The sequence below is a fragment of the Rhizobium sp. NFR07 genome (genome assembly GCF_900111905.1).
Taxonomy (GTDB): Bacteria; Pseudomonadota; Alphaproteobacteria; order Rhizobiales; family Rhizobiaceae; genus Neorhizobium.
In genome coordinates this window covers 1-18,507 of the sequence record NZ_FOKM01000032.1, presented here as the reverse complement: position 1 = coordinate 18,507, position 18,507 = coordinate 1, and the positions used below count along the sequence as shown (strand labels likewise).

Annotated in this window: 19 protein-coding genes and 2 pseudogenes; 7 read left to right on the top strand and 14 right to left on the bottom strand. The window is 55.7% G+C overall.

The annotated features are described in order from the left end of the window. On the top strand, nucleotides 1–283 hold a 283-nt coding region (locus tag BM216_RS34525; protein ID WP_210217103.1), incomplete at its 5' end, for a hypothetical protein. A 154-nt stretch (nucleotides 284–437) separates the two neighbouring features. On the opposite strand, the gene BM216_RS34455 is transcribed toward BM216_RS34525, so the two are convergent. From BM216_RS34455 to BM216_RS34450, 5 genes are all read right to left on the bottom strand, one after another. Next, nucleotides 438–593, bottom strand: a complete 156-nt coding sequence (locus BM216_RS34455; protein WP_177231031.1) for a hypothetical protein — start codon at nucleotides 591–593, stop codon at nucleotides 438–440. A gap of 173 nt (nucleotides 594–766) precedes the next feature. Beyond that, entirely contained in the window at nucleotides 767–1,798 is a 1,032-nt protein-coding gene (locus BM216_RS32985) for a sensor histidine kinase (protein ID WP_244530467.1), read from the bottom strand. A 35-nt stretch (nucleotides 1,799–1,833) separates the two neighbouring features. Further along, on the bottom strand, nucleotides 1,834–2,628 hold the full coding sequence (istB, locus tag BM216_RS32980; RefSeq protein ID WP_093004587.1) for an IS21-like element helper ATPase IstB: 795 nt from the start codon (nucleotides 2,626–2,628) through the stop codon (nucleotides 1,834–1,836). Next, nucleotides 2,618–4,150: an IS21 family transposase gene (gene istA, locus BM216_RS32975; protein ID WP_093004585.1), complete on the bottom strand. Its 1,533-nt coding sequence runs from the start codon at nucleotides 4,148–4,150 to the stop codon at nucleotides 2,618–2,620. Before istA ends, istB begins: the two co-directional genes overlap by 11 nt. Nucleotides 4,151–4,239: 89 nt before the next feature. After that, nucleotides 4,240–4,377, bottom strand: coding sequence for a hypothetical protein (locus tag BM216_RS34450; RefSeq protein ID WP_177231030.1), 138 nt, complete (start codon nucleotides 4,375–4,377; stop codon nucleotides 4,240–4,242). Between the two features lie 255 nt (nucleotides 4,378–4,632). Here BM216_RS34450 and BM216_RS32970 point away from each other — a divergent pair, with 255 nt between their 5' ends. Further along, nucleotides 4,633–5,547 (top strand): hypothetical protein, encoded by a 915-nt coding sequence (locus BM216_RS32970; RefSeq protein WP_093004593.1) that lies wholly within the window; start codon nucleotides 4,633–4,635, stop codon nucleotides 5,545–5,547. 62 nt (nucleotides 5,548–5,609) lie between these two features. After that, nucleotides 5,610–6,872 (top strand): cation:proton antiporter, encoded by a 1,263-nt coding sequence (locus BM216_RS32965; RefSeq protein ID WP_093004583.1) that lies wholly within the window; start codon nucleotides 5,610–5,612, stop codon nucleotides 6,870–6,872. Between the two features lie 103 nt (nucleotides 6,873–6,975). On the opposite strand, the gene BM216_RS32960 is transcribed toward BM216_RS32965, so the two are convergent. Beyond that, nucleotides 6,976–7,344, bottom strand: coding sequence for a PAS domain-containing protein (locus tag BM216_RS32960; protein WP_093004581.1), 369 nt, complete (start codon nucleotides 7,342–7,344; stop codon nucleotides 6,976–6,978). A 234-nt stretch (nucleotides 7,345–7,578) separates the two neighbouring features. On the opposite strand from BM216_RS32960, the gene BM216_RS32955 reads away from it, so the two are divergent. Together BM216_RS32955 and BM216_RS32950 are read left to right on the top strand one after the other, a co-directional pair. After that, a complete protein-coding gene (locus BM216_RS32955; RefSeq protein ID WP_093004579.1) occupies nucleotides 7,579–7,893 on the top strand; it encodes an ArsR/SmtB family transcription factor in 315 nt (104 codons plus the stop codon). Nucleotides 7,894–8,328: 435 nt separating this feature from the next. Next, the gene (locus BM216_RS32950) at nucleotides 8,329–9,042 is read left to right on the top strand and encodes a Crp/Fnr family transcriptional regulator (RefSeq protein ID WP_093004578.1); all 714 of its coding nucleotides are present in this window, start codon (nucleotides 8,329–8,331) and stop codon (nucleotides 9,040–9,042) included. 311 nt (nucleotides 9,043–9,353) lie between these two features. Here the strand turns inward: BM216_RS32950 and BM216_RS32940 are convergent, their stop codons facing one another. From BM216_RS32940 to BM216_RS32910, 8 genes and pseudogenes are all read right to left on the bottom strand, one after another. Further along, nucleotides 9,354–9,725 carry an ArsR/SmtB family transcription factor gene (locus tag BM216_RS32940; protein ID WP_093004574.1) on the bottom strand — a complete coding sequence of 124 codons (372 nt, stop codon included), beginning with the start codon at nucleotides 9,723–9,725 and terminating at the stop codon, nucleotides 9,354–9,356. Nucleotides 9,726–10,384: 659 nt separating this feature from the next. Next, nucleotides 10,385–10,815: pseudogene (locus BM216_RS32935) on the bottom strand (PIN domain-containing protein). Next, complete coding sequence (locus BM216_RS34975) at nucleotides 10,815–11,114, bottom strand: hypothetical protein (protein WP_093004572.1); 300 nt, start codon at nucleotides 11,112–11,114, stop codon at nucleotides 10,815–10,817. The pseudogene BM216_RS32935 and the gene BM216_RS34975 overlap by 1 nt, the downstream one beginning before the upstream one ends. A 413-nt stretch (nucleotides 11,115–11,527) precedes the next feature. Continuing rightward, complete coding sequence (locus BM216_RS32925; RefSeq protein WP_177231028.1) at nucleotides 11,528–12,565, bottom strand: IS110 family RNA-guided transposase; 1,038 nt, start codon at nucleotides 12,563–12,565, stop codon at nucleotides 11,528–11,530. Between the two features lie 213 nt (nucleotides 12,566–12,778). Next, on the bottom strand, nucleotides 12,779–12,901 hold the full coding sequence (locus BM216_RS35170) for a hypothetical protein (RefSeq protein WP_280141729.1): 123 nt from the start codon (nucleotides 12,899–12,901) through the stop codon (nucleotides 12,779–12,781). Between the two features lie 224 nt (nucleotides 12,902–13,125). Beyond that, a complete protein-coding gene (locus BM216_RS32920) occupies nucleotides 13,126–13,338 on the bottom strand; it encodes a hypothetical protein (RefSeq protein WP_093004568.1) in 213 nt (70 codons plus the stop codon). A 298-nt stretch (nucleotides 13,339–13,636) separates the two neighbouring features. Then, nucleotides 13,637–15,820 carry an amylo-alpha-1,6-glucosidase gene (locus tag BM216_RS32915; RefSeq protein WP_093004566.1) on the bottom strand — a complete coding sequence of 728 codons (2,184 nt, stop codon included), beginning with the start codon at nucleotides 15,818–15,820 and terminating at the stop codon, nucleotides 13,637–13,639. Next, on the bottom strand, nucleotides 15,817–16,962 hold the full coding sequence (locus BM216_RS32910; protein ID WP_093004564.1) for a glycosyltransferase family 4 protein: 1,146 nt from the start codon (nucleotides 16,960–16,962) through the stop codon (nucleotides 15,817–15,819). The genes BM216_RS32915 and BM216_RS32910 overlap by 4 nt, the downstream gene beginning before the upstream one ends. Before the next feature lie 952 nt (nucleotides 16,963–17,914). On the opposite strand from BM216_RS32910, the gene BM216_RS32905 reads away from it, so the two are divergent. Further along, nucleotides 17,915–18,136, top strand: coding sequence for a hypothetical protein (locus BM216_RS32905; protein WP_093004562.1), 222 nt, complete (start codon nucleotides 17,915–17,917; stop codon nucleotides 18,134–18,136). 45 nt (nucleotides 18,137–18,181) lie between these two features. After that, nucleotides 18,182–18,507: pseudogene (locus BM216_RS32900) on the top strand (IS3 family transposase); the annotation flags it as partial.

The following is an 18,507-nucleotide window of genomic DNA, read 5'->3' as shown; positions in this document are numbered from 1 at the left end:
AGGTGACGCTGACCATCGATGGGAACCGTCTCTCCGTCTGACTGACGATCTAATCGTCATTCATCCGTCTTGCATCGGCGTCTGCCGAGAACGGGAGCTCGATTTCCGTTTGTGGGATGCGGCCAGAAGCGCCGATGATGCCAGCCTCCAAAATTCGAGCGGCAACCTCATGGGCAAGATCGACCGCGGTCGCCATAACCCGCATCTGGACGTTAGTGAACAGGAAGTGGATGGCTTGCTCGCCGAATATCTAGAGCTTCGTCCGCCGTCCTGGCCTACATGACTTCGAAGCCGGCGTCTTTCAGAGCATTGATCACCTTCGCGCCGCTGAGCGAATTCATCGCGTTAGCGCTCCTCAAATAACCGGGTCGAAGGTCCTGATCCCTTCAAGGCGAAGACGAGCTCTCTAAGCACAAGTCTCCATCGGCACCCAGATGTCAGTTTGTTTGGTCGATAGCGTGCGGGGAAGACTGGCGCGACGTGTCACCGGGCGTCCAGAAAGCCGTGTAAAAGCCGACAATCGCGATAGCAGCCATGAAAATCACGGCCACAAAGATTGCCATAAAGATGCGCGGTTTTGCTTCGATGCTCATGGATGGGTTTCGCCGGATGGGAGATCTCTATTATCTAAAAGCGACTGCTGGGCTTCCTCTAGCTTTTGTCGGTAGCTATCCGCCTTCTGGCAATCGGTTCGCCAAGCATCGCTTCCGTAATCCTTTTTGTCTTCTGGCATTAGGAGCTCTCCCGCTGTGTTTTAGTGATGTTTTTATCCAATGACATTGGCCGGCTTTTTCGGCATCTGTTCCCAGGTATTCCATGATAGGTTCGGTTGTGGTTCTGGAACGTCGATTTCCGTCTGATAGCTTCCCTCCAGGACAAACCTCACGCCGTCGGCCGCATAGGTCGTCTCACCCTTGCCAGAAAAATACGAGGCGACGATCTGGTTTGTCAGACGAGAACCAAAGCCGGTTCGCGTGGGAGGTTGGACCTGCGGGCCTCCAGCCTCTTGCCAAACAAACTCGAAACCCCGTAACCCGGATGTCTTCCAAGTGATACTTACCGATCCTGTCTCGCTGGAAAGCGCGCCGTATTTCGCGGCGTTGGTGGCCAGTTCGTAAACGGCGAGTGACAGGCCAATGCCCTGCTGTGAAGAAACATGGAGTTTCGGCCCGGTGATCCGGAAACGTTCCGGATTGTCCATGTGGGCCGAGATGCTCTGACGCACCGTGTCCTCAACATCAACGTCGATCGGCACGTCATTCAAGATGCTCTGAGCCTTGGCAAGAGCGGTAATCCGATGATGGATTGTCTCACGAGCCTGTTCCAGCGTTTCGGCATGCCGGAGGGTCGCATTCACCACAGCGGTGGTAACAGCCATCGAATTCTTAACGCGATGAACGAGCTCGTGGCGGAGAACCTCTTGGACCCGTAGACTACGGACCATGGCAGTTGTGTCCACAGCGACGTCGATCAGGCCGGCGACATTGTTCTCGTCATCGAAAAGCGGACTGTAGGAGAATGTCCAGAATGTTTCCTCCTGAAATCCGTTGCGGTCCATCACGAGACGCATGTTTTCGGTATAGGTTCCTCGTCCAGAAAGAGCGTCCTCGACGAACCCTTGTACGTGCTCCCAAACGTCCGACCAAATGACCGAAAAGGGCTTGCCAAGCGCCCCGGGTTCCTTTGCCCCGAGAAAGGGTTTATACGCATCATTATACAGGATGTTGAGGTCGCGCCCCCAGAACAGGCACATCGCATGACTGTTGGTTTCCGCGCAGAACTGAGCCGGTTTTTCCACCGAGAAGTGAGCCACCTCTGAGTATGGTTTTGTGATCAGGCTTTGGTCAAGGGATTGGGCTTTTCTCCTCTCTTCTGTGCTGCTGCGGCCGAGCTGGCCTTAAAGCGGAAGCTGTCGTTACCGGTTTCCAGGATGTGGCAACGGTGGGTCAGGCGATCGAGCAAAGCTGTCGTCATCTTGGCGTCGCCGAAGACGGTTGCCCATTCGCTGAAGCTGAGGTTGGTGGTGATGACGACGCTGGTGCGCTCATAGAGCTTGCTCAGCAGGTGGAAGAGCAGTGCTCCGCCGGAAGCACTGAACGGAAGGTATCCGAGTTCATCGAGGATCAGCAGATCGAGACGGACCAGCGTCTCGGCGATCTGGCCTGCCTTGCCTTTTGCCTTCTCCTGCTCGAGCGCATTGACCAGTTCGATGGTTGAGAAGAAGCGCACTTTTCGGCGGTGATGCTCGATAGCCTGAACGCCGAGAGCGGTCGCGACGTGTGTTTTGCCTGTACCCGGCCCACCGACGAGGACAATGTTCTGCGCTCCGTCCATGAATTCGCATCGATGCAACTGGCGCACCGTCGCCTCGTTGATTTCGCTGGCGGCGAAGTCGTAGCCAGAGATATCCTTGTAGGCTGGGAAGCGTGCAGCCTTCATATGATAGGCAATCGAGCGAACCTCGCGCTCGGCCATCTCGGCTTTCAGCAATTGGGACAGGATCGGCACGGCCGCATCGAAGGCTGGTGCTCCTTGCTCGATCAGGTCGGTGACCGCTTGGGCCATGCCATGCATCTTCAGGCTACGGAGCATGATGACGACGGCGGCGCTGGCAGGATCATGACGCATGACGACCTCCCACGATCCGGACACGCAGGCCATCATAGCGCTCCACGTTTGCCTTGGGTTCGCGAGCCAAGGTCAGCGCCTGTGGCGTGTCGATATCGGGACCGTCGGTCGTCTTCCCATCGATCAGACGATGCAGCAGGTTCAGCACATGCGTCTTGGTCGCGACACCTTGATCCAGAGCCAGTTCCACAGCCCTGACGACAACCTGTTCGTCGTGATGAAGCACCAGAGCGAGGATGTCGGCCATCTCACGATCACCACCGGGGCGACGAAGCATCTGGTCCTGCAGTTGTCGAAAGGCCAGCGGCAATTCCAGGAAGGGAGCACCATTGCGCAGGGCACCAGGCTTGCGTTGGATAACGGCAAGGTAATGCCGCCAGTCGTAAATCGTTCGCGGTGGTTTGTCGTGACTGCGTTCTATGATCCGCGGATGTTCGCAGAGGATATTGCCCTCGGCTGCAACGACCAGCCGCTCAGGATAAATCCGCAGGCTGACGGGCCGGTTCGCAAATGATGCTGGCACACTGTAACGATTACGCTCGAAGGTGATCAGGCATGTTGGCGAGACGCGTTTGCTCTGCTCGACGAAACCGTCAAACATGGCGGGCAATGCCATTAAAGCAGGCTGCTCATCAGCCCAAACATCGGCGATCGAACCGGGTAGGCTCACGTGTGGTGTCTCCTGCCACAGGTCTTGGCAATGCTGCTCCAGCCACAGATTCAACGCTGCCAAATCCGGGAAGTCCGGCATCTGTTGCCACAGGCGTGGTCGGGCATCCTGAACGTTCTTCTCGACCTGTCCTTTCTCCCAACCCGCGGCGGGATTGCAGAACTCTGGCGCAAAAACGTAGTGGTTCGTCATCGCAAGGAACCGGATGTTGACCTGTCGCTCCTTGCCGCGGCCAACGCGATCGACCGCCGTCTTCATGTTATCGTAGATGCCGCGAGCAGGAACGCCGCCGAACACACGGAAGCCGTGCCAATGGGCGTCAAACAGCATCTCGTGCGTCTGCAGCAGGTAGGCCCTGACCAAAAACGCGCGGCTGTGCGATAGCTTGATATGCGCGACCTGCAGCTTCGTGCGCTCGCCGCCAATGACGGCATAGTCCTCACTCCAATCGAATTGGAATGCTTCGCCTGGGCGGAAAGACAGCGGAACAAATATGCCGCGGCCCGTCGTCTGCTGCTCACGTTGTCGTTCCGCTCGCCAATCACGGGCGAAGGCGGCAACCCGACCATAGGAGCCGGTAAAGCCGAGAGCCACCAGGTCGGCATGAACCTGCTTCAGTGTTCGTCGCTGTTTGCGCGACTTCCCGGCCTCTGTCTTCAGCCAGGCAGCCAGCTTGTCGGCAAAAGGATCAAGCTTGCTCGGTCGTTCCGGTACGGTGAATGTTGGTTCGATTGTACCAGCGTTCAGATACTTCGTGATCGTGTTCCGCGATAGCCCCGTGCGCCGGCTGATCTCGCGGATCGACTGCTTCTCACGCAGCGCCATCCGACGAATGATATTTAAAAGTCCCATGTGGATCACTCCGTTGCCCCCGTCGCTCTCCGCGTTGGGGGAAGGTTCACATGGCTCAATTCTCAATGGAAATTATGCGCCTAACCGGCTCAGTTCTGCGTGGAAACCAACAGGCTTCCCCAACCCAGCTTGTTCAACCGCAGCATGGCCGTCACCTCATCGGGCTCAAGCATCGCTTCCCTCCGCGCAAACACCGCGGAGAATGTCTCATGATCTGAGCACTTCATCAGTCCCTCCTCCTTCGGGAGGGGGCCCAGTTCTATTTGTCGCTACCGGCCCAGTTTGGCATGTCGCCTGACACATCTAATGATGGGGCAGGCATTGCATTATGTCTCTCAGGTCGTCGGTGTGTGTGACTAAGTCCTTCGAGGAAGGCAAGTACGGGCTCTTCACTGCAAGTTTGGCGATGGTCGCTTAGCTGCACCGCGGATGCGGAACAACGAGAGATGGCGAATGTTCTCCTGACTAACCAGGAGCATGACGTGACCATCATATCAGCAGACCAGAATTATGCCGCGCGGGATGAAGCGATCGCGACAAACTCCTACACGACCATTCTCCGACGCCCGAGGGTGCCGCACCAAATACTTGCGACCTACTGGCGCGACGCACATGGTCCTCTGTGTTCACGTGTCCCCGGTCTTGGTTGGTACGTGCAGAACCATTTCCATCGTGAACAGGACGCGCATCTTTGGCCTGATGTGGAAGGCATCAAGCCTTTCGAGAACTATGTCCTGGACGGCGGTGTGGAGATCGGCTTCCAATCGAGGGCCGATCAAGAGGTTTTTAACGAAGCATGCTCGATCCTTTTTGCTGACGAGCAGAACATGTTCGCCGCCACTGTCGCTTATGCTCTTCCCGGAGGATCGCAGACATTTGTCAACCGCGTTGCAAATCCCGTTCCCAACGGGGACGATGGCCTGGACCGAATGCACATACATTTCGGGTCTCGAACGTCTGATCCAGCCGCATTTGCGGAATTCATGAGAGCATTTTCACAGACGCTGGCATCTGACACCGCCGTCTTGAAACTTCGCCTGCACCTGCCTGATCGTTACGATAACGCGAAACCCGCGCCTCCCGCGCCCGACGTCGACCATACGGTGACAGAAGAACGGCAACTTATCGCTATTCTCGAACTCGCCTTCGCAAACCCGATTGCGCGCAGGTCATTCTACGGTGGCGACTTGTTCCGCAGCACACTCACCGGGCAGAGCACCAACATTAGCCACTATGCCGCCTTTGCGGTCAGCGGTATCTACACCTATGTCCGGGACAAAAAGCTTACCACCGCGGGACTGCGGGGCAGCAGGCCGGCGCAACTAATCGATGCGCTCGGCGCGACGAATCAAATCGTGGACGACGTTCGAAATCTTATATTTGCGGGCAAGATTTGAGTCTCTGGCGTTGAATGATCAAATGTTTGAGTGGCTAAGACCACCGCAGAAAGTGAGCGTGCATGGATATCTATCTTGTTACGCTGACCATACTCGGCTTCGTCGTTCTGCTTACCGCATGGCTACCGATGATGATGCGGCGCCTACCACTATCGCTGCCCATTGCTTGCCTCGCCATTGGCGCGATCTTGGCATGGTCTCCTTTTCCGCTGTTGCCTCGTTTCAACCCGCTGGAGAACCGCGAGTTCACTGAGCGGATGACGGAAGTCGTTGTCATCGTCGCTCTTATGGGCGCCGGTCTGAAGTTGGACCGCCCGATCGGATGGGGGCGTTGGGGAACGACGTGGCGGCTACTCGGGATCGCTATGCCACTAACCATCGCCGCACTGGCGTTTCTCGGCTATTGGATCCTCGGACTGACTGCGGCCTCGGCTCTCTTGCTCGGTGCCTCGCTAGCGCCAACTGATCCTGTCCTCGCCAGCGATATCCAGGTTGGGCCGCCGAAGACAGGCGAGGAGGACGAGGTCCGGTTCGCTCTTACGTCTGAGGCGGGTTTGAACGATGGTCTGAGCTTTCCTTTCGTACACCTGGCGATCACCATGGCAGTTGGGACTGCAGGAGGCCGCGAACTGTACCAGCACTGGGCTGTCGTTGACGTAGGATGGAGGCTGGCAGGCGGAGTGGCTATAGGCTGGACGCTTGGAAAGCTGTTCGGCTTCTTGGCTTTCAAGATGCATGGGAGCAGCTTGGCAAAGACCCAGGATGGCTTCGTTGCGCTGGGAATGACCTTCGCGACATATGGTCTGACCGAGCTTGCCGGTGGATACGGCTTTGTCTCCGTCTTTCTTGCCGCGGTCGCCTTCCGGGCAAGCGAACGGGAAAGTGTTTTCCATGAGCAGCTTCATGACTTCGCCGAACAGATCGAACGATTGCTGATGATGGTCCTCCTCGTCTGCCTTGGGTCCATTGCAGCAAGTGGCCAGCTTCTGGCTCACGTCGATTGGCGGGTGATCGTTGTCGCTGTTCTTGCGCTTGTTTTGGTTCGACCGTTGTTCGGCTGGATATCCTTGATAGGATCAGGACATCCTCACGGCGAGGCGATCATCATCGCTGTATTCGGCATCCGCGGCCTTGGGTCGATCTATTATCTTGCCTATGCGACTGCGCATGCCGAATTCCAGGCTGCGGAGACCGTCTGGGCAACCGTGCTTTCAATTGTCGTTGCGTCAATCGTCGTTCATGGCATTGCCGTCACGCCGACGATGAAATGGATCGATGATCGACGGTCTAACCAAAAAGCAGAGGTGAGACCCTCAATTCATTGAAGAGAGCCAGCTTGTTTTATAGGGCGGCAGAACTCCTACGTCACAGATCAATCACCCGGCAAGTCTAACGATGCGGCTACCCCATTACTTGGCAGCCTTTTGATCAAACCGTCCCGACAAAGGCTGAAGCGTTAAGCTGGCTCACCGGGTACACGATGCCGGAACAGAGATGTGGCATCCCGTTACTATGGTAGTAGCAGCGACCAATATCAATGACGTGGCGAATCAAACCCTTAGCGCCAACAACCCGATACTCAGCATAGAATGGTTGGCCATCACTGACAGCTTTGGCGATTAGCCGGGATACCTCGGCTCGATCCTCTATGTGAATTCGCTCTAAGTATCTCGCAACTGGCAGACCTCGCTGGGTATCCTGCGACTTCAGTCCAAACAAGGTCGCTACCATGCTGTCACCGTAATGCAAATCGCTTGCGACAATCCAAGCGTACACTCCGGGTTCAATCTCGTCCACGTTTCCTCCAGCATAAGGTACGTACCTCAAGACAACGAGAATAAGACAGGTAGCCGGGTTTTCAATACTTGCCTGAAGCGGCAAATCCGTTCCAGTGTTTCACGACCGAAAAAAGTTTGGTCAAAATGATAATTCTACCAGTGGAGAGGTTGCCGGGATAAGCACAACCAGCGCCGGATAGACTCCGCTCAAAATCCGGCGCATGTAACGGTGATTGCTTGCTGGAGAGCTCCCGTGCAAGACGAAGCGCAGGCGCCTTTTACGTTCGACCCTAATGAAGCAGCAAACCTACTCGATCTAAAGTCGAGCCCTGTGCGGATTGAGGTCCTTCAGCGCGTGACAATGCGGGAGTGGGATGTGAATTCGTTGGCGACTGACCTCACCGTGAGCCAATCGGCGCTCTCGCAGCACCTGAGCAAACTGCGGGCGGCGCTGCTGGTAACGACACGACGCTCGGCACAACAAGTCTTCTACTCCTCAGACTCACAAGCGGTTCGTGAAATCCTCAAGGTCCTGGACAGTCTTGAGCCTGGACTGACGGACGATTGACTGAGGCGCGAAAGGCCCGGACGAGGCTTAGGCCTGCACCATCGGTTCGCATAATGTCCCCTATAGGACAAATTGGCCGGAGTATGAACGACCTTCCCGTCTCATTTGGATCACCCTAATCAATATTATATAAAGCTAAAATAGAGGTTGGTGAGCGGGAATCTTTCGAGAACAGTCGGGAAACAACCGCCTCACTACGTCACCTAGCCTCCATGGACAGAACCGCTCGTCGCGAACTTCGAAGACAGCGCTTGAAATGCGAGACGTCCAAGGAGTGTCCCATTTCGGACAGAGGCTGCGGCGCCCTTGTGCGACGCTTTTCGTCTGGCCATACATAAGCCACGACAGAAGCTGACAATGAGACATCGTTCGCAACTTCGTGGCGCGTACGGCTAGGAGAAGATCATTGCTCTTGCCCTCACTGAGGTTGAGAGAATGGGCAGTCCTTCGCAAACAGCTATTCGGAATCGTATTCTTCGCTCGCTGAGCCCGAGTGATTTCGCCGGCCTTACTCCCTATCTCGAAGAGGCTGAACTGCCCCGCTTATACCAAATGTCGGCGCCCGGCATGGTTACCGACTACTGCTACTTTTTAGAGTCCGGACTTGGATCCGTTGTCGCCGAGGTTAAGGGCGGCAGGAAAGCAGAGATCGGTATTTTTGGCTATGAGGGAATGTCACCAACGTCGATGATCCTGGACGCGCCGACGACCCCATACTCGACATTTATGCAGATCTCTGGGCATGGTCACAGAATTCGCAGTATCCAACTTTCCCACGCAGTCGAGGGAAGCTATCGGCTGAGATCGCTGCTTTCGCGATTTGCACACGTAATGTCCGTCCAGACGTCTTATACAGCACTGTCAAACGCAACCGACAAAATCGAACAACGTCTCGCTCGTTGGCTGTTGATGTGTCACGACAGATCCGACGGGGAGAAAATCGCGCTGACACACGAATTTCTATCTGTGATACTTGCCGTCAGGCGCCAAAGCATCACCACTGCTTTGCATGTTCTGGAAGGCCTTCACTTCATTGAAGCGAAGCGAAATGAGATAGCGATCCTCAACCGTCCCGGCCTGGAAGGCTTTGCTGGTGGTGCCTACGGTCCGGCGGAGGACGAATACCGGAAACTTATTGGCCCTGTCTAAGCAATGGATCAAACTAATCGTCACCTGAGCAGCGTGCGTCTTCGTCAGCGCATGCGGCGATAAAGGGCTTTCGGCACATTTCTGAACGAACGCTGCCCGTTAAAGCAAGCTGGCAAAGGTCATGGGCACGCCAATAATTGGGTCCGGACTTGTAGCTGAATGTCTTCAGGTGCCTCAGAGCGTCAGCCGGGCCTCTAATCGTCCTTGACAGTAGATCATCTTCCCCGACATGCACCGGCACCTTCCAACGGAGCGAGAATCCAACAGCAATGATGCTCATAACGATATCATTGAAATCTGCATCATGCTTTTCAGGTGGTTAGGAGCGCGGCCTGATCGATCTGGAGCGGTTCAGCTTTGAACAGGGAGGATTCCTGCAGGAATTCTTCGATACCGTAGACCTCATAAAGCGTCTTGAGCAGAAGCCTGACTTTGGGTGACTTACAGGAATAGAAAATTGTTTGGGCTTCTCGTCGGGTGGTGACGAGCCGCGCTCCACGGAGCTTTCCGAGATGCTGAGAAAGAGCCGACTGACTCAACCCAACCTGCATGGCCAGCGAACCGACGGACGTTTCACGCTGCCGTAAAACATCTAGAATGTGCAGTCGTTTTTGGTTCGCCATCACCCCCAAAAGATTGGAAGCTTGACTCACGGCATGTGGGTCAACGAGGAAGGCCTGCATCTTTGGCTCCCAGCCATGGTCACCACAAAAAGCGGTGCGGTTGAAACTGTTAGATCTCGCGTGTCGCTCGACTTTTGATTGTGGGGCGGTGCAGATTATATAACACTGTTTTAGATTTCCCGCAACATGTGCTCGAAATGATATGTCCGGTATCGTTCTAAAAATGCCATAATGAGCTTCTGCTAAGCACAGGAAGCGTGGGGCCGCTAATTTCTCCACTATGTCAGAGATTTGACCCGTGCGGCGTCCGCAAGGGTCTTTAGCAGCCCCTGCTAGTTGTTACGCCGCCAAACCTTCCAGTGTCTGATACCGGACATATGATGTTTGCCCAAGTGCCCTTGTCCGCAGTGGTGGACGGTTAGAGTGGACTCGATGCGACGTACAAACCCCATTTGGCTTTATGGGGCAGGTGGCGTCGGGAAGTCTTTAGGGCCGAGCCGTAACGCTTCGGCCAGGAAACGCCGAATATTGGCTCTGAGCCACCGCGGTTCGAGCTGACACGTTCCGCGACGACCTAGTGACACGTTGCTCGGTCCCAGCCAGCGCATTGGAGCGCTATTCCCGGCGGGAACCTCATCCTGATTGACGCTACGTACTCGATGCAGAATGTGGTGGTCGAAGGTTCGATATGGTTCAAGAGCGAAACTTTAGCAACTGACTTAGATCACGGTCGCACGGAGGGGGTTGATAATGTCGATCCCCTGAAAATCTCGCTCATTATCGGTGACAACGATGCAGCTGTTGGATTGCGCAATGGCAGCAACGTTGTGTCCAAGGCACTCCGTGGGCGGCCCGTCGCCTTTCCGTGGGCCATTAGCTCGCCCCAGATCAGAGCTGCCTTTTCGTCGAACGGAAGAATGCGACCAGCGAAGAGCGACTGAGGCCCTTCATTGCCGGCAAACCAGGCCTCGAGTGCGGCTCGCTTCTTCCCCGCTGGCTTTTCAAGTATTCCTCGGTGTATCTCCGCGACAGTAAGCGAAGCGATGCACAAATCATCGTCGGCTTGCTCGGACATCCATGTCATCAATGACATCGAAGGCTCTGGTTTGGTGATATTGCTAAGAATGTTGGTGTCGAGCAAATAACGCATCACAAATCTATCTCGCGACCTTCCTCGCGTGATCGGGCTGTGTCGAGATCGGCTCCAACCATCGGGGATCGGCGTAGAGCCGCGAGAATACCACCCTTTTTGGGCGGCTCTCCAGCAAGGGTTTCGTTGACAATGGCACGGAGATTGGCTGCTTCCGGGCCGTCTTCTGCTAACCTGCGAGCAAGTGATCTAATTAAACTGCGATCACTGTCGCGCCCAAGTACCTCAAAACGAGCGAGGCCGCGGTCGCCCAAGCGGCTTCTGTAATTCTGAATTGCGCGTGTCTGAGAGCTGGCCATCGGAACCTCCGGATATTTCCAGTAATATAGCCAGACATCGCGGTTTCTGCAACATCTCTGGAGATAGGATGGTTTGGCACGGCTGATGCACCGCATAAATTACAATCGTGGGCCGTCGGTTCGAATCTCATATGTGGACGGCCCCCGACCCGCAAGATATTTCGAGATAATTTGATCTGATCGCTTGCGTCCATATGTCCGGCCTGTCGTGGCGTTCACACATGAACGCTGGCCAAGATGGTTTCCGCAACACAGGTCCCAAACATCAAGGCGGCCTTGACGGGCCGATGGGATTCTCGGGGTGTCCTGTGTCCCGGATCGATCGATCACACCATCTGCTATTATCTTGCAAGTTGTAGTATTGCCTATACGTGGTGAAGATCAGGATGCAGTTGGTTCTTGCTTCCTTGTCTTCATGTGGCGCATTGCTTTAAAGCCGGTCCTGATCGTGCGCTGTACGTTTCTCCGGAGACCATGAGTTTCCAAGCTATGCGCGCCATTTTGTTGGCGAGTGCGACAGCTGCCAGTTTAGGCGGCTTACGCCTGAGCAGTTCCGCCAACCACTGAGAGGCCTTGCCGGATCGCCGCGCGTGATGAATGACAGCGGTTGCTCCATTCACCAGTATAGCCCGCAGAGCCTCATCGCCAGCTCGCGTGATACCACCGAGCCGCAGCTTTCCGCCGGTCGAGTGATCTTTTGGCGTCAACCCTATCCAGGCTGCGAACTGGCGGCCAGATTGAAAGAGCTCCGGAGCGGGTGTCTTCATGATCAAGAGAGCCGAACCGATTGGGCCAATACCGGGAATGGTATTGAGGCGTATGCTGCGTTCGTCGTTACGCTGCCATGCCTTTACCTTGGCCTCCACATCCGCAATCTTCTTCTCCAGTTCAGCGTATTCCTCGGCTTGGCTCGTGAACAATTCCTGCGCGAGCTCTGGCACAGTTTTCTCAACTTTTATCCTCTCGAGCAGCATCGGAATATGGGCTAGCCCCTTAGCTGCGGAAATGCCGAATTCATTGGCGTAGCCCCGGATCGCGTTGGCGAGTTGGGTGCGGTAGGCTATCAGACGGGTACGGACGCTGATCAGCATGAGTGCTGCCTGGTCATCAACTGTCTTGACCGGAACAAACCGCATCGTTGGGCGGGCCATCGCCTCGCACAGCCCTTCGGCGTCGGCAGCGTCATTCTTGTTACGTTTGACGTAGGGCTTAGCAAGTTGTGGTGCGATCATCTTCACCTCATGTCCAAATGAGGCGAGTAACCGCGCCCAATGATGGGAACCACCACAGGCCTCGATCGCGACCGAAGTTGGCGGGCAGGTCGTGAAGAAATCAATCATCTCCTTGCGTCGCATTTTCTTACGCAAGACCGGCTTCTCTCCAGCATTCACGCCATGCAGCTGAAAGACATGCTTTGACGTATCCATGCCAATACGAATAATCTTGTCCATGGGCGGCCCCTTCGATTGAGATCTCAACAGCTCATTCTGGCACATTTCGATGCCGTTCAGGGGCCATCCACTCCAACATCAAGACCAATGCTAGGCCCGAATGGCGACAGTATTTTTTCGCCATTCAGGTATCAGCTCCACTTGTCAGTCGGTCTTTATCGGGGCTGCCCAGAGGAAGTGACCATCTTTAGCCACGACATGTGCCGCGCCAATTCAGTAGCCTTCACGCGCCGCATCGGCATAGATCTTCGCTCGCTCCGCACGTGCCTCAGCCGGATCACTGTCATAGGCGACGGTGACGGCCGGATCGGGAAACTGTACTGGCGCGACATGCACGAAATCGCCCCATAAAGCAGCTTCTGTCCTTCGCTCTCAACCGCAAAGAAACTATGGCCCGGCGTATGGCCGGGGCTTGGAATGGCGCGGATGCCGGGCTCGAGAGGCTGGTCATAGCTGAATGCATTGAAGCGTCCCGCATTGATGTAAGGGGCGAGCGATTGCTGGTCGCGATCAAACATGTATTTCAGGCGATTTAAACTTTTGCTCACACCAGACCGCAATCAGTGCTGAAGGCGGTTTCTCCGCTCCAACAGAAGCTCGTGCTCTATAAGCGTCCTCCCCGCCGCGCTGAGTCCGGTGCCGTCGCCTTGATTGATCAACCCGAGATGAAGGAGCCTTTGTTCGCTCTCCGTAGAGAGCGCCACGTCTTCAGCTCTGAAAAGATGCAGAAGAGCGCGCCACTCTTCAAAAGAAACATCCCATCTGCCTACCATGGTTGATCTCCTCTAACGCGAAACTGTAATAGCACGGACTCGTGCGTGATGATTATTCGAAGGCCACGATCTCCATCCAAAAAGCGGGGCTACGTCGGGAAGACGTCGTTTACCACAGGCCGCTCGGATCTGAAGGATAATCCAGAACCCGCACCAAGCGGAACCAGGTCAAGGTTCGGTCATGGTTGGCTCCTGCTCTACTGCTTCACCGCCGCAAGGATTGCCTTTGAAGCGATGCTCCGATTGCCGCGCCAGCGGCTGGGCAGCCTAATATAAAACTTGCCGTTCAATGATCGGCTTACTTCACAATGAGGATCCTGGCGTTTCCTCTTCGGTTCAGAACATTCGTCGCTACGTCATTCCCGTATCGATGCATCCGAAAATCAGCTAGAGAGAAGCCTATCTGTATGTTCCGCAGCACGATCTCGTCGAGGAATGCAGGCATGATCGGATTGCGGAAACGGATCTCATCATCGCTGTGAGCCTGCTCAAGGCCAAGACACGCACCCAGAACGCCGAAGATAGCTGAGGCGGCCCATGCCTGCGGAGAGCAGGCAACCGGATATGGCGTGGGACCTCGACCCGGCTTCCGGATGAAGCCGCAGAACAGCTCTGGTAGACGCCGCATCTCTTGCTCTTTGGCCGCATCGAAAAGACCTTGGAAAACGCGCGCCGCCTCTTCCTTGAGACCGTAACGCACGAGGCCAATGGCGATGGCGGCATTGTCGTGCGGCCATATAGAGCCGTTATGGTAGGACATTGGATTGAACCGAGCTTCGCCCTGGGCAAGGGTCCGGATGCCCCAGCCACTAAATCCTTCCTTGCTCAGAAGTGCGGCCGCGACCCGCTTCGCCCTTGCCAGCGAAGCTATACCCGTGAACATGGCATGCCCGGCGTTAGACGCGCGCACGCGACAAGGCCTTTTCATCCCGTCGAGCGCCAGAACATAAGTCCCTAGCTCCTCGTCCCAGAAGTCGGCTTCGAACCGGAGACGCAAGTCCTCGGCGGCTTGTTTCAGATTTCCTGCCAAAACGTGGTGCCCAAGCCTCTCAGCCATCTGCGCTGCAAACCGCTTGGCTGCAAAGACATACCCCTGAACCTCGCACAAGGCGATCGATCCAACTGCGTCGGTACCATCTTCGTGAAAGATGGAGTCGTGGGAGTCCTTCCAGCCCTGGTTCTTGAGGCTGCCGTTCGTTTCGGCTTGATATTCAACGTAACCGTCGCGGTCGCGATCGCCGTAGTCGTCCATCCAGCGCAGCGCAGCGTCGATGTTCGGCCAGATCTCGGCGATCGTCTCCAAATCGCCGGTCGCATCTAGGTACATGCCCGCCAGCATAACAAAAAGAGGCGTTGAATCGACACTGCCGTAGTAGCGGCCGAAAGGAACCTCGCCAGTATTTGCCATCTCGCCATGGCGCATCTCGTGAAGGATCTTGCCCGGTTGCGCGTCCGCTGCGGGATCAACTTCCTGGGCCTGCATCGCAGCAAGCGTACACAAGACGCCCTTGGCAATCGTCGGGTCCATCCACAACATGAACATTGCTGTGAAAATCCCGTCGCGTCCAAAAATCGTGCTGAACCATGGAACGCCCGCGTACGGATATAACCCTAATGGGGTCGAGGTGATCAGCATATAGACGTCGGAGGTGGCTCTACAGGCGACCTCGTTGAAGAGATCGCTTGAACTCTCCACGGTCGCAATCCGTCGTGTGTGGGTGCGTCGGGCGCGACGACTAGCACGGTAGGCGCGGAAGAAATCCAGCACAAGCGCCTGCGCGCCTTCCTCGCAAGCAACCGTCATAAAGATCGAGGTCTTTTCCCCCGGTCCGAGCACAAGCTCCAGTGTCGCACGGTTTTGCTCCAGACGTTTCGGAACTGGTGCGAAGACGATCGTGGTTCGCCGCTTCACCTCATCAAGGCCCGTGTACTTAAACTCAACTTTATCCGGCGCGACGACCCGGGACGTCTCCTGCCCACGCTTTTCCCGCTTCATGCCGCGAACTTCAAACAGGTCGCGAAAGTCGGCATCAAAAGCATAGTCGATTGTCAGCGTGCGATGGGATGCCGTGTAGTTTCGTACGCTGAGCCGCTCGTAACACACCCCCTCGAACAGAAATTTAGTGCGTTCGAGAAAGATTGCTTCTCGTGGGAGGACCTCTAGATCCTGATCGATTTCAGGATTCGTGAGATCCACAGAAAGCGCCGCCTTATCGTCGTGACTGGACGAATTGAGCAGTAAAAGTCTCCGCCCCTGAAAACGAAGCTCCAGTTTCGACAGAAATCTCGTGTCGCGGTAGAACAAGCCTTCTGCAGCATTCGTACCGCCAATATCGCCGTGGCTGTTCAGGACGGCAAAGCTATTCCCGTCTTTAAGGTTTTGTAACGACCCACCGACAAGCGAGGTCTCCACTTCAAGATCGTAGCGAGCGGTGTCGAAGGCGTGCGCTCCATCGTTTAATGCAACATCAGCTACCGTCATGAGATGGACCTATGAACTGAGGATAGGCTCACGCCACCAGGAGGCTTTATGGCAGAAGCCAGTGGCGCTAAGGGTATAGAGAGATCGTGTCCAACCCGATGGTGATGTGGAATCGTCTCTGACTGTTCCGTCAGGCGTTCGTATTCGGCGACGTAGTTCGCCGCCATCCGAGTGGACGTAAACCGCTTCTCAAACCGTTGTCGCACCGTCTTGCGGTCAAGATTAGCAGCCATGCGAACTGCTACAACTGCCTCTTCGATTGACTCCACGATAAACCCTGACGCCCCCTCATCCAAGACCTCTGGAACCGAGCCCCGACGCCAAGCAATAGTGGGCGTGCCTTCTCTCATGGCCTCGATCATGACCAGGCCAAATGGCTCTGGCCAATCGATCGGGAAGAGGAGAGCGATCGCGTTTCCGAGGAAGGCCCGCTTCTCGTGATCGTCGATCTCGCCAATGAACTCGATCAGCGGGTGGTCGAGCTGCGGACGAATCACGTGATCGAAGTAGTCTTGGTCCGCTGGATCGATTTTTGCAGCGATCTTCAGCGGAATGCCCGTCCGCTTGGCAATTTCAATTGCTCGATCCGGCCGTTTCTCAGGCGCTATGCGGCCCAGAAAGGCTAGGTAATCACGCCTATGCGCATTGGAAGGCGCGGGCCCTTCTGGAAGACCATGCTGAATGTTGGCCAACCAGTTCGCGTTGGGAAGCGGCGAACGCTGGTCATTGGAGATGGAGACGAGCGGCATTTCTGGAAATGCGCGATAGACTGGGTGAAAATCCGGTAGATCAAGCCTGCCGTGTAATGTCGTCAGACACCGTGTGGAGGAATCCCGAAAAGCAGGAAACTGAAGCAGATCAACATGGAAATGGATGACGTCGAATGACGATGCCCGGCGGCGAACCTCGTCCAGCATCACGAGGAGGCTAGCAGTGTGATCCCGAATGCCTCGTAGTCGCAAACCCTGCGGGACAGCCCGTACGAGTTCAGCAGAGGTTTCAGAGTCTCCGCTGGCAAACAGCGTGACATCATGACCCTGTTCGACAAGTTCTTCGGTGAGCCAGGAGACGACACGCTCGGTGCCGCCATAGAGTTGAGGCGGAACGGATTCCGCTAGGGGTGCCACTTGCGCAATACGCATGGATTTTTCTCTCTTGTGCTAAGCGCCAGTCCAGACGAGGTTTCGTGGGACCGCCAGCATCCGCTCACGAGGCGTTGCTAATGCACAAGAACAGCGATTACCTTATATGGGGCGAAAAACGCGTTTGACTAGGCTCCAGCACTAGATAACGTCCGCGGCAGGCTTCACTGGGAATTCGCAGCGAGCACTTGTTACAGTACCAGTTGGGTTTCCCAGGCCCAGTTTGGCCGAGACCGGCACGGCCGCCCCGTATAGGAGGTCAAGTAGGACCGACCTGTTTACCGCATCGGTTTGCAGCGTCAGGCCAGTAATTGGCCCATCAACAAGTTGAAGAGAAGGGCCATCGTCGCCCTCTTCAAAAGAGCAGACGTAACTGAAGCTCTTGTTAAAGCGGGAATTGTACCCACATAACTGTAGTCGACCAATGATTGTCATGTCGAGCTGGAGCAGGGCCCGCCCGGATCTCCCTTCAAAAGATCGATCTGTCCGGCAAGTGTCGCTCGAGACACGCCGGACTTAGCCGTTCCCGTAAGCGTCATTTTCTTTAGCGGCCTTACCCCAAGCACGAGGTCCTCTTCCACGTCTCAGTGGAAAGCCCGAACGCCGACGACGGCATGAAAATCAGGCCGGAATGCGCAACCTCTCAACGGTTGAAATCAAAGCGCAGCAAGCTGACAAAGCAGTAAATGGCCCGCAGAAATAGCGGCAGATAAGGCGATTTGTTGCGGCAGCCCCTGCTCACCAATGAAAGAATCACAATGAACTCCACATTCCGCCAATCTGCGGACAAGCTTTTTCGCGCTGCCGAGGCAGGCTCAGACGCTGAAAAACTCACGGTTCTGCGAAATGGAATGCAGCTGCGACGGCGCGAGCTGCGAGAAGCAGAGCGTACCATCAGGGAAGCCAGCCGGGTCAATGCTCAGTCTCCTTCCGCGACGTGGAGGAAAACCCCTTGACCCAGTTCGACTACACAGGCGTGGCAGGCCTGTATTCGGGCAAATCTCTCCGCGGGAGCAGGGCCCCACGCTACCGGCGTTTCGAGACGGCCGCCGAGGCTCTGCGTTTCGCCGTTGAAAACATGCCCCGCGCACAGCATATGGGTTCTCTCCTCGAAGTCGACGAGGCACGGTTCGACCGTAGACAGATCCGGGTGTCAATCGGCGCGGAATATTGACCCCTGGAGGTGCGGACGAAAACTTGGACTAACAGGAGATAGTTCATGTATTCGTACGAAGACCGCATGAGGGCCGTGAAGCTCTATATCAAGCTCGGCAAGCGGGCGAATGCCACCATCCGCCAGTTGGGCTATCCGACGAAGAATGCTCTGAAGCATTGGTATCGTGAACTCGCATCTGGCAACGACTTGTCGGCAAGATATGTGCGTACCAAACAGCGTTATTCGGATGAGCAAAGGAGGATTGCTGTTGAGCACTATCTGGAGCATGGCCGTTGCCTGGCATGGACCATGAAAGCGCTTGGCTACCCTTGCCGTCAAAAGCTTTCGGAGTGGATCGATGAATATCAGCCTGGCGACAGGCGGCGAGT